General features: G+C 43.7%; 12 protein-coding genes. 1 reads left to right on the forward strand and 11 read right to left on the reverse strand.

What is annotated here, in order from left to right; genetic code table 11:
• Positions 1-41: 41 nt before the first annotated feature.
• From D3H55_RS08025 to D3H55_RS08045, 6 genes are all read right to left on the reverse strand, one after another.
• Positions 42-818 carry an enoyl-CoA hydratase-related protein gene (locus D3H55_RS08025; RefSeq protein WP_119546376.1) on the reverse strand — a complete coding sequence of 259 codons (777 nt, stop codon included), beginning with the start codon at positions 816-818 and terminating at the stop codon, positions 42-44.
• A 131-nt stretch (positions 819-949) separates the two neighbouring features.
• The gene (locus tag D3H55_RS08030; protein ID WP_119546377.1) at positions 950-2,503 is read right to left on the reverse strand and encodes a fatty acid--CoA ligase family protein; all 1,554 of its coding nucleotides are present in this window, start codon (positions 2,501-2,503) and stop codon (positions 950-952) included.
• Between the two features lie 138 nt (positions 2,504-2,641).
• On the reverse strand, positions 2,642-2,962 hold the full coding sequence (locus D3H55_RS08035) for a hypothetical protein (protein ID WP_119546378.1): 321 nt from the start codon (positions 2,960-2,962) through the stop codon (positions 2,642-2,644).
• Between the two features lie 693 nt (positions 2,963-3,655).
• Positions 3,656-3,796, reverse strand: coding sequence for a hypothetical protein (locus D3H55_RS24100; protein ID WP_168412996.1), 141 nt, complete (start codon positions 3,794-3,796; stop codon positions 3,656-3,658).
• A gap of 110 nt (positions 3,797-3,906) precedes the next feature.
• Entirely contained in the window at positions 3,907-4,893 is a 987-nt protein-coding gene (gene lplA, locus D3H55_RS08040) for a lipoate--protein ligase (RefSeq protein ID WP_119546379.1), read from the reverse strand.
• 13 nt (positions 4,894-4,906) lie between these two features.
• Entirely contained in the window at positions 4,907-5,641 is a 735-nt protein-coding gene (locus D3H55_RS08045) for an MBL fold metallo-hydrolase (RefSeq protein ID WP_119546380.1), read from the reverse strand.
• 201 nt (positions 5,642-5,842) lie between these two features.
• On the opposite strand from D3H55_RS08045, the gene yhfH reads away from it, so the two are divergent.
• Positions 5,843-5,977 carry a protein YhfH gene (gene yhfH, locus D3H55_RS08050; protein WP_119546381.1) on the forward strand — a complete coding sequence of 45 codons (135 nt, stop codon included), beginning with the start codon at positions 5,843-5,845 and terminating at the stop codon, positions 5,975-5,977.
• A 68-nt stretch (positions 5,978-6,045) separates the two neighbouring features.
• Here the strand turns inward: yhfH and D3H55_RS08055 are convergent, their stop codons facing one another.
• The 5 genes from D3H55_RS08055 to D3H55_RS08075 form a co-directional block, all read right to left on the reverse strand.
• Entirely contained in the window at positions 6,046-6,387 is a 342-nt protein-coding gene (locus D3H55_RS08055; RefSeq protein ID WP_119546382.1) for a nuclear transport factor 2 family protein, read from the reverse strand.
• Position 6,388: 1 nt separating this feature from the next.
• A complete protein-coding gene (locus D3H55_RS08060; RefSeq protein ID WP_119546383.1) occupies positions 6,389-7,318 on the reverse strand; it encodes a phosphotransferase enzyme family protein in 930 nt (309 codons plus the stop codon).
• Between the two features lie 502 nt (positions 7,319-7,820).
• Positions 7,821-8,831 (reverse strand): DUF3231 family protein, encoded by a 1,011-nt coding sequence (locus D3H55_RS08065; RefSeq protein ID WP_119546384.1) that lies wholly within the window; start codon positions 8,829-8,831, stop codon positions 7,821-7,823.
• A gap of 127 nt (positions 8,832-8,958) precedes the next feature.
• The gene (locus D3H55_RS08070; RefSeq protein ID WP_119546385.1) at positions 8,959-11,160 is read right to left on the reverse strand and encodes a YhgE/Pip domain-containing protein; all 2,202 of its coding nucleotides are present in this window, start codon (positions 11,158-11,160) and stop codon (positions 8,959-8,961) included.
• Between the two features lie 69 nt (positions 11,161-11,229).
• Positions 11,230-11,805, reverse strand: a complete 576-nt coding sequence (locus tag D3H55_RS08075; protein WP_119546386.1) for a TetR/AcrR family transcriptional regulator — start codon at positions 11,803-11,805, stop codon at positions 11,230-11,232.
• Between the last annotated feature and the right edge of the window lie 27 nt (positions 11,806-11,832).

The raw sequence follows: 11,832 nt of genomic DNA on the forward strand, positions 1-11,832 counted from the left end.
AGAAGCATATCGACACAGGATATGCTTCTTTCCTTTATATATTATTTTCCTTTGAACTGAGGCTTGCGCTTTTCACTGAAAGCGACCAGGGCTTCCACCCGGTCCTCAGTGGGAATCGTGATTTCATAAGCTTTTCTTTCGATTTGCAGTCCTGTCTGCAAGTCGGTGTTCATCCCGTTTTTGATGGCGAATTTGGCTTGCTGCAAGGCAACCGGTCCATTCGAGAGCATTACTTCAGCAAAGGCGATGACATCTTCCATAAAAGATCCTGCAGGTGCTGTTTTTGTCAGCATACCGATTTCCAAAGCTTCTTCCGATTTGAGCCTTTTAGCGGTGAGGATCAACTCCATCGCTTTTGACTCCCCAATCAGCCTTGGAAGGCGCTGGGTCCCTCCCGCTCCCGGAATGATGGCCAGGCTCGTTTCCGTCAGCCCCATTGTCGTCCCGCTTACAGCGATCCTGAAATCACAGGCAAGGGCCAGTTCCATGCCTCCCCCGAATGCATAGCCATTCATCGCTGCAATCGTAGGCTGCGGAAGAGTGGAAACGGAATTGAACACATCCCCTATCTTGTTCACATTCCTTCTCACTTGTTTTTCTGTCAGAGTCTTTCTTTCTTTTAAATCGGCTCCGACACTGAACGCTTTTTCTCCCGCTCCTGTGAAAACCACTGCACGGACGTCCGGGTTGATTCGAATGGATTCAACCGTTTTTTCCAGTTCCACCAAGGTGTCATAGTTAAAAGCATTCATAGCATCAGGCCTATTGATTGTGACGATGGCAAGATGCCCTCTTTGTTCAAGCAAAATAGATTCCATATATGTATCCCCCTTGTGTTGAAATAAAACAGAGCGCTTCCACTACTTCTTTCGACAAAGAACGTGAAAAACCTTTAAGAAAAAGAGCTCATTTCCGAAAGCGGATGCTGACGGAAACAAGCCCATGTTCATTAAGACTGCAGAACTTGCTGCTTCAATGCTCTCCGCAGAATTTTTCCTGTCGTGTTTTTGGGAAGCTCCTCCAAAAACTCTATGGAACTTGGAAGTTTGTACTTAGCGAGGTGTTCACTGCAGTAGGCGGTAAGCTCCTGCTCTGTTAAAGAGCCGCCCTTTTTTACAACAAAACACTTCACTGCTTCTCCCATTTCCGGATCAGGAACACCGATAACGGCCACTTCCACTACCTCCGGATGGCTGTACAATACCTCTTCCACTTCACGAGGGTACACATTATAGCCGCCCACAAGGATCATATCTTTTTTACGGTCGACTATTGTAAAATAGCCTTCCTCATCCATATTGGCCAGGTCTCCTGTATAGAGCCAGCCGTCACGGATCGCAGCTGCCGTTTCTTCAGGCATCTTATAATAGCCTTTCATCACATTCGGGCCTTTGACAATCAATTCTCCCACTTCACCGACTGGTACTTCACCGCCGAGTTCATCGACCACTTTATTCTCTACATTGACGATGGAAGTACCGATCGAGCCGGCCTTCCGTGGTCGGTCGAGCGGATTGAAGCACGTCACAGGCGATGCTTCAGAAAGACCGTATCCTTCAGAAATCATGACATTGAACTTTTTCTCAAAATTTTTAAGAAGTGCAACAGGAAGAGAAGCTCCTCCTGAGATGCAAAGCCTCAAAGAGGAAAAATCTTCAGGGTTTCCTTCCTCATACTGATAAAGGAAGTTATACATTGTCGGTACCCCTGCAAAGACTGTCGGCTGAAATTCCTTTGCAAGTTTGAAAATATCCTGCGGGCTGAATTTCGGTGTAATCAGGAGTGTCGCCCCTGTCATCAGCGGAGCGTTCAAGACGACCGTCAAACAGAACACATGAAACATCGGCAGCGTCGTGACGACTTTGTCATCTTCATTCATCTTTAGATATTCCCCGGTATCCCTTGCATTGGAATAAAGATTTTTGTGACTGAGCATGGCTCCTTTCGGCTTGCCGGTCGTGCCCGAGGTATACAAGATGACAGCCGTCTCATCTTCTTGAAGATCAGGTCCTTTGTACGTAGTATCACCGGAGCTGACCACCTGTGAAAACGATTTCAATTTAGAGTACGCCGAAAGCTGTTCAGGCTGCAGCCCCTTCGCCTTTTCATCCCCTGTTTCACAATAAATGAAGTGATGGACTTCAGGCAGATGATGATGCATTTTTTCCACAAGCGGGAGCATGATATCAAGGGTGACAACAGCTTTTACGTCCCCATTTTTCATGATGTATCCGATTTCGTCCGGTGTATAGATCGGATTGATTGGTATGACTGTAGCCCCGGCTCTCATTGCCCCATATAGCGCAATGATGAAATGAGGTGAGTTGCCCAGCACAAGTGCTATATGATCCCCTTTGCCTAAACCGAGTTTTTCAAGCCCGCTGGCAAACTTATTGACAGCTCCATTCAATTCTCCGTATGTACTGGACTGGCCCATGAAATAATAGGCAGGCTTCATGGCATGGCTTTTTGACGACTCTTCTAAACGTGCAGAAAGATTCACGTTCTCCCTCCCCTTCTTTAATAATGAATGAATAGTCATTCATTTAAAAATTAAAAGTTTTCAAAATATATTTTATATAAAGAAAACATTTAATTCAAGGGGTCAGGTTCTATTTGGGCAAATAAGTTGCTATCCGCTTTAAGGTGAATGCCTACCGCCGGCGGTAAACTTCATTACTTTTGCTGAAGAAATTTTGAGAACAAGAATGAAGTCCGGCAGTTTCTCTGGACTTGCCCATTTATCTGGTAGGTCCTCCTGGATTTGGGCTGTTGTTCCGGGATGCACTATATATTGCTTGGCATCGTCCGATTTAGTCTGTTCTTCCTCGGATTGCCCCGCTTTTTGCATCACTCTCTCCGATTTTGGCCTATTCCCCTCGGGATTGAACCATTTTTCCGCTCTGCCATCAAAGATTTGGTCTATTCCTCCTGGGATTAAACCATTTTCCCGCTCTGCCATCTCAGATATGGCCTATTACCTCGGGTATTGCACCATTTTTCCACTCTGCCATCTCAGATTTGGTCTATTACCTCGGGTATTGCACCATTTTTCCTCTCCTCCATTTCAGATCTGGTCTATTCCCCTCGGGATTAAACCATTTTCCCGCTCTGCCATCTCAGATTTGGTCTATTCTTTCTCCGATTGCACCAAAAAGAAAAACCGCATTTGAACGTTCATTGAGTCAGACGTAGACAAAGTATTCCGATTAAGTGTCTCCCAGACTATTGATAACTAGGATTGATTGGAGCGGAAGGCGTACGACCTCGTGCGGGATTAGCGGGACAGGTGAGACCAAGGTTACGTACCCTGGAACGTAACCACGCAAGCGAATCTGCCTTTAGCGGCCAGCGACTAGCAGAATTTCGGTCTCCTTCGTTGCGATAAGTCATCATCAACTCACTATGTCCGTTGTGATTCCTTTATTTCATCCAGGAGCCCTCCAATCTGTACGTCGCTGACCGGCCGCTTACGCTTGTTATGCAGCCGAGGAGGCTTAGCGCCGCCCCTCGGAGTCGGGCGCCTGTAGCGGAAATCAACTATTCATTTTATTTAAATATAGAAGAAAAGCTTGTAGACATGGTCCAAACCTCGGACTTTGTCTACAAGCTGACGCCTGGGATCAAGATTCCAGGCGCTTTCACTTTTCTATTGTTAGAAGAAATTTTTGACTACTTGTTCCTCGCGTCCGCAGACGGTGCACTTGTACTGAATCTCAAGGGCATCTTCCACGGCATCATGGATGGTTTCTTTCTTGTCGGTTTCACAATATCTTTTAACCTGAGCTTTTTCCATTTGAATTCACCACTTTCTTCAAATCTGCTCTATACTATGTTTTATCCATAAGGTGCAGTTATTAACCTTTTTACATAAAAAAAGTTACAAGTGAACGGAAATACTCCTGATTAGTAAATCAAGTTGACGATATCTTCTTTTGTCACGTTTCCAAAGTAGTGTTGAATCTCCACGCCTTCAAGGGCATGCTGGACCTCGGCTTTTTCATATTTCAATCCTGTCAGTTTGTTTTCAATCTCACTAACATCGCCTACACCAAAGAAGTCACCGTATATCTTACAGTTTTCAATGATGCCTTTATTGACTTCGAGCCTTATGTCAATGGATCCGACAGGGAAGCGATGGGAATGCTGAAGGTTGAACTTTGGAGACTTCCCATAGTTCCAATCCCAGTTTTGGTATCTTTGCTCGGACAGCTCATTGATGTTCTTCCAGTCCTCTTCAGTCAGCACATACTCCTCGACTTCATTCTCATCAAAGATATAGCGGAGGAGCATGGAACGAAATTCAGTGATGGTGATTTTCTCTGTAAGAAACTCGGATATATTCGCTACTCGGCTGCGGATTGATTTAATTCCTTTGGATTCTATTTTGTCTTTCCTTACTTTCAGCGCCGAAACAACATTTTCAATCTCTGAGTCAAACAGAAGCGTCCCGTGGCTGAACATCCTGCCTTTTGTTGAAAATTGTGCGTTGCCGGAGATTTTCCGGCCTTCTGCTTCAATATCATTCCTTCCGCTTAATTCGGCATTGACTCCCAACTTCTTCAAAGCCTTGATGACAGGCTCGGTGAACTTCTGGAAGTTATGGAAGCTCTCCCCGTCGTCTTTGGTGATGAAGCTGAAATTAAGGTTCCCTAGGTCATGATAAACCGCTCCTCCCCCTGACAGACGGCGGACGACATGCAAATTTTGCGCTTCCACATACCCGGTATTGATTTCTTCTATTGTATTTTGGTTCTTTCCAATGATGATTGAAGGCTGGTTGATATAAAACAGCAAATAGTCCTCGTTAATATCGAGGTTCTTTAAGGCATACTCCTCGATTGCCAAGTTGATGCGCGGGTCTGTAATGCCTTTATTATCGATGAATTTCATCTGAAACTTCCTCCTAAATAATGAATTGCAAATCTTTTTCAGCGAGGATGATCTCCCCGTTATAAAGTGTCCCTGCTTCTTCTTTAAGTGTATTAAGGTCCCCGTAATGAGGAAGATGGGTAAGAACCAGCTTTTTGACCCCTGCTTCCCCTGCTGCCCTTCCACTGTCAAAGCTGTTCATATGGCCGGCACCGCTTCCATCCATGTCTCCGTAAAAATTGCATTCACAAAGAAAAAGATCCGCTTCCTTTGCGAATGGAATGAACGACTCCTGGTAGGCGGAATCCGCTGTATAGACGAGGGTTTTTCCTCCTGCTTCAATTTTCATGGCATAACATGGGACGGGATGCCTGGTCTTCAAAAAAGAAATTGAAAACGGACCGACCTCCAAAGAAGCGGCAGGATCATACTCCATCCCCTTCATGAGATCTTTATATGTAAGTGACTCAAAACCCTTCTTATCTTCATTATGTGCATAAAAAGGAAGGGTTTTATCATTGCCCCTAAGGTATTTCTGTATCAATAATGCATGCTGCAGGACTCCAATGTCTGCAGTATGATCAGGATGGTAGTGAGAAAGAATCGCCGCATCCAGGTCATAGGCTTCTATATGGTTCTGCAAATAAGACAATACACCGCTTCCACAGTCAATCAGCAGGTTGAACCCCTGTTCTTCAAGCAAATAGCCGGAACTGGCTTCATTCCGCTTGGGATATCCGCCCCAGTGTCCGATAACAGTCAGTTTCAAAGATTTCTCCCCTTTCAACTTGAGGTATGAGAATGATTTTCATCCTACCTCCACTATACTTCAATACGCCTATTTTTTCATTATTTTAAGATTTAGATACAAAATTCATTGACTAAAATCAATCTGTTATAATACAATATAAATAAGTTGATAAACAGTTATATAACAAAAGGGTATACTAAAAAACGGAGGGTGATCAACATGTTAACGAATGTGGTGGATTTTTTCAGAAACTTACCTAAGAAGCAATGTGTGCAATGCGGAGAGCATATCGACGAGCAGCATGAGTGCTATGGTAACCATTGCGATAACTGTCTGTCGGATCACGACCTGTAAAAATAAAAATGGCTGAAGCGAGAATCCGCTTCAGCTTTTTTGTTGAACATCCCAGTCTCTAAGATATATTAAACCACAAACCAGACTTTGGAAATTTTTTCGCCATCAACTTCATACATTGCCACAGCATACGCTTCTGCACCGTTGGATCTGCCTGTCACATACTCATGGTCAATAGCGACATTCCCTTTTGTAATGCGGTTCAGAAGCTCTGCATGATTGCCGGGATTCTCTCCAAACATCCAGCTGTACCGCTCCCTTAATTCACCGATTCCCCGATAAATCACCTTGTTCGAGGGAAATTCCATGACTGTTACATCCTCCCTATAACAGTCGAGAAATCCCTCAATATCCTGTGCATTGTAAGCTTCAAGCTGCTTTTGAGCCAGTTCTTCTGCTTTGTTCTTCATTTTATTGACTCCTCTGCTCCATTTCATTCTCCACTTCGAATCCAGCCTCATATTGAGCCCTTTTGTTTTCCAGTTTGATGATCAACTCATTCACCCACTCAGGCTGTTCAGGGTTCACCTTGACATCCATTGAATTAAGCAGCAGTTTATATGTCAGCAACTGACGATAACGCAAGAACATCGGAATGTCTTTCACTTCCTGGTCCCCTATTGGCCGGGCCTGCCTGTATCCTTGCAGGAACAGGCTGAATTTCTCATCCTGTAAGTCTACTACATCTTCAAATAGATCTCTTAATGCGAAGGCGATATCCGCCGCATACCATCCCGTCAAACTGCTTTCGAAATCGATTATCTGCGGTTTACTGCCTTGCCATATGATATTATCCAATTCTAAATCAAAATGAATCGGCCCATAGGATTCCTGGGTTTGCTGAAGTCCATACAGCCAGTTCCGCAAATAAGATTCTTCACGTCTGACTGCCATAGGCAAGTTGTCCCCATTTCCCCCCAACAAGCTTTCCAGCCTGGTGTGATCTGTTAGCCAGGAAATCCCATTGGAAACTGCGTGCAAACTGCCCAATGCCCTTCCCCATGCTTCCATCCGTTCACCTGTCATTTCATCTATTTCCAGCTGCTCTCCCTCAAAAAAGTTAAAGACCACTGCTTGAAAATTCCCCGCATCAGTAACGATTGGTTCTATCAAGTTCCCGTTCACAGAAGGAACAGGCATGTTGACAGTTAATCCCTGATTGGAAAGCAGCAACAGGAAATCCATTTCTGCCTGCAGCCTGAGTCTGTCCTCACCAGGCGTCAGCCTTAAGATGAATGAATCCTCCCCGCTTTTGAACGAAAATACAAAATTGCTGCTGACCCTTATGAACCGCTCAGTACCTTCATGGCTGTTCCATAAAGAAAGAGCTTTCAATGTCATTTCCTTACATAAGGCTGTTTTCGCATAAATTGTTGCTTTCGGAAAAATCCCAGGTGCCGGATTTTTCCCCTGTATACAAAGGTTTTACTCTCGAAACAGAACGAGCAGCTCTTTTCTTTCCTTCTTACCGGGGTTTTTACGACGATATACCAGAATATTAGTTGAAATTTATATTGAATAGCAATAAAGTTCAGAAAAGAGCCTTACATGAAGATGATTGTAAAAAATCATGCATAATAGAAAGCTTCATCATTCGGTTTTCCCCCTGAATAGTCAGAACGAAAGAAGTCAGGATGGCCGATTATCCGAAACCAAAAAGGCTGCAGCATAGAATGCGACAGCCTCAATGAATTATGATTTATCGTCTGTATAAAAAAGGAGCAATAAGGATATCGGTTTTCTATCGTTCAAATTAAATTTTTTCGGTAACACGATATCACCCCTAACTGTAATATTTTTCCTAACAAGAATAGTTTACAAATACAAGTTATTTTTTGTAAAATTATTTATTTTTCCTTCTCAATTCTTCTCTATCCAGAGTTTGGGGAGGTTTTTCGAACCAGCCATTCTTGATCATGATTTTTGTTCCTTCGTCTGCGAATCTGCCGAGGTTAAGAATCAGCCTCTCATACAGCATGGCAATGTCCTTTCTCATGGAAGAAGCAAGTGCCATCCCGTAATCCCCCATTCCGATGGAGTTCAAAGCAGAAATTTGAAACATCATGAGCTTATCTGAAAATGGGCTCTCTGTAGACGAGGTGATGGTGGAATCCCAAGTCGAAGGATAGGAATCATTGTCTATCTTTAAGCATTCTATGAATTTCTCATTGTGTTTGAGGGCTGATTCATATCCTTTTTTAAAGTAATCAGATACTCTTTTCGACTGTGCTACCTGGCTGAATCCCATCAGGAGAGTCTTGGCTACATTCGAGACTTCTATGTTTGTACCCAGGTGGGCAACCTCCAGAGCAAGCAGCGGGCGTTTCTCCCCAAAGATGCCGCCCATAAAATCTGTTTCCTTAACAAACTCGACATCTTCTGGATAGGCCATATATGGTGACCTGATGAATACTCCCTTTTCCAGCATGATTTCGCATGCCATATCAAATAACTTATCCGACTGATGAAGCCATTTGCTGTATAGTCCGCGGATATCCTTCCGTGCCAGGACTCCTTTCGCAAGGGAATAAGCATTCAATCCGCTTCTTCCTACATGATGGATATACCTTAGATAGGTAACGTCGGAAAACAGCTTAGGGGCATCAGGATTCACATCCCGTTTTCCAAAACCATACGGGACCGGAAGTTTTTCCTCATGGAATAGCTCACCAATGACTTCGATGTGTTCCCTTGCAATATCGGATGCATACTTGATCACCGGGTCGACATCTTTATCTTCCGTAGTCTTCAAAAAATGGTGCAAAATGCAATATGCCATGGTATCTGCCATGTAAGTATTCCATAACATGGAAATTTCTGAAGTTGTTAATTTGGTTTTATGCTTTATATCCATTAGTCACCTCTTCGAAACTTCTATCGTTCCGTTATTATGAACCAGAATCGCTTTAAAAATGTAAATTATTTTCCAAATTAAAGAAAAAAGTGCTGCACCGGTTTCCATCCGATACAGCACTTTTCAATTATGCGTTTATAATTTCATTATTATATTTTTTCTTAAAGTAACCTGAAAAGTAAACTGCTGTCAGGCCGGCAAATACAAGGAAGTAGACAGAGAGAATTCCCGTATTGTGCCACATATAAGCAAAATCACCACTTGAAATGACTGCTTTGAAAGCCGAAACCGAATAGGTCATTGGCAGTAAAGCACTCACAGGCTGCAGCTGGGAAGGAATCAACTCGAGCGGGAATGTACCGCCGCTTGTAGTCAACTGCAGAATAAGGATGACGATAGCGACAAACCGTCCTGGATCTCCCAAAATCGTCACAAGTGTCTGCACAAGTGCAATGAATGTAAAACTTGTTACAATTGACACTGCTATGAATAGTGGAACACTTTGCACTTCAATCCCCAGTCCAAACAACAGGATGCTGTCAGCTATCAGCGACTGGATGACCCCAAAGACCATTAAGACCGCAAGCTTTCCTCTGAACCAGGCAAAGCCCGATGCCGGTATTAAGGCAGGTTCTCTTAACGGGTACACAATGGAAATAAGCAATGCACCAACGAATAAGCCCAGTGAAAGGAAATAAGGTGCAAAACCGGTACCATAATTGGGAACGTGATTGACGGCATCTTTTTCTACTTGAACAGGCTCTGCCATCATGTCGGATGTTTCATCGTTTGGCTTGAATGAATTGGCTTGTTCTTCAGCGCCCTTCAATTCCTGACTGAATTCAGAAGTCCCATCATTAAGGGATTTAGTTCCATCTTCTAATTGTGATGAACCATCAGCTGCTTTTCGGGAACCGTCCGCTAATTTTCCTGAACCGTCCTGGAGCTGGCTCAAACCATTCTGCAGTTGGGTGCCTCCGGAAGCAAGTCTCTGGGAACCGCTGACAGCACTCGCCAGCCCCTCATTTGCTTGTGAAAATTTCCCGATAAAATTGGATTGTCCCTCTGATAACTCTTTTGTTCCTGCTGCCAGATTTGCAGCACCAGTATTTAACTCTGAGAAAGCACTGTTTAAATTCTTGTTTCCTTCACTTAGAGCTTCTAGGCCCCCTTGTAGTTGAACCGTTCCATTCTGCAGTTCTTTTGCACCTGCAGATAAGTTGGATGTACCAGTTTCAAGTCTGCTGCTGCCTTCTTCAAGCTTCTCCAAGAGACCAGTAAGCTTGGCGCGCTGATCGTCAGGCATCGACTCCAAGACGGGAGACAACGACTGGTCAAGCACAGCAAGTCCCTGGCTGAGTTCTGCCGCTCCTGCCTGAACAGTGGATGCTCCATCTGCAAGTTTACTTGCTCCTTGTGCTGCATTGCCAGCCCCGTTTTTGAGCTGATCGGTAGTAGTCATGATTTTCTCAAATCCGGCAGCGGCTTTATCTGTGCCCGCTGCCAGTTCTGCGGCACCGGCAGAAGCTTTGTCAGAACCCCCTTGCAATTTCTCTGCACCGCCGTATAACTGGCTGTACCCATTTGAAACTTTACCCAGTCCTTCTGATAGTTCCTTTGTTTTGGCAGCGAGTTCATCTGCACCGCCTTTCACTTTAGAAAGTCCGTTATCAAATTCGAGGTTTTTCTCTGCCAGTAACGTCAGGTTTTCCTTCAATTCTGAAGCACCGCTGGATACTTTATTTGTTCCATCGTTCAGTTCGGAAGCCGCCTTGCTTGCATCAGCAAACCCCTGACCCATCTTATCAATATTTTCAAACATGGTTTCAGCATAGGTTTCTGTTACGGTCTTGGACAAACTTGCTTTGATTTCTTTTACAGCGGTATCCCCGATTTGTCCCGAAAGAAAATTGAATCCTTCATTCGGAACATATTTTAACGAAAGCTTCTCAGGATGTTCATCCATAAGGGTCGTAGCATTGTTTGAGAAAGATTCGGGAATTTCAACCAGCATGTAATATTCCTGATTTTTGAGGTTTTCATAGCCTTCTTCTTTATTAACAAAATGGAAATCAAATTGATTGCTTTCCTTCAGCTTCTGCACCAATTCATCACCAAGCATCAATTCCTCACCTTCGAAGTCCGCGCCGCTGTCATTGTTTACAACGGCAACAGGCAGGTCCTTCATCTGGCTGTATGGATCCCAAAAAGCCCATAGGAACATCCCGCTGTACATAACCGGAATGAACATTACAGCAAGAAGCGGAATGAGCAGTTTTCGATTACCGATGATATTTTTCAGTTCTGCTAAAAATAATGATTTCTTCATCTTCATCCTCCTATTGTGAATGGATGACCATTTTAGACATTTAGTCAACCAAGGGTAAAAAAGAAAGAATTACCTCGAAGATAACCCTTCAAATAAATACAATTCAAACAGCTTAGCTATTTCATCTTTTTCGAGTGGAACGTGGCTCTTCTCCCAATCAAAGATAAGGGAAACATACAACTGGAGCATGACAAAAGCAGTAAGTTCAGGATTACACTCCCTGATTTCTCCTCTCTCCACAGCATCCTGGATCTTCACTTTAATATAGGAAACAACAGCTTCCTCGAGCCGTTTTCTTACTTCGATTACCGCCGGCGTCCCCATCTCCTGTTCTTCCTGGAACAACTTGATCGTCAACTGGTGTTCTTTCCTGAACTCCAGGATCCTGAATAACGCAGCATGAACATTTTCATAAAAAGAATTGTCCTCAACGATGACTTCCTCTGCCGCTTCTTTCATTTCTTTGATGAGTGAACCGATAATTTCATCGAACAATTCTTCTTTATTTTTGAAGAAGGTATAGATCGTTCCTTTTCCTACATTCGCAAGCTTTGATACTTGATCCATTGTTGTTGCTTTATAACCGAATAAAGAAAAAGATTTGGTTGCAGCTTCTACTATTAATTTTTTACGGTCAATGGACATGCACTCACCCTTTTTGACTGATTGACC

This window comes from Bacillus salacetis (assembly GCF_003581585.1).
In the GTDB taxonomy this organism is placed as follows: domain Bacteria; phylum Bacillota; class Bacilli; order Bacillales; family Bacillaceae_B; genus Rossellomorea; species Rossellomorea salacetis.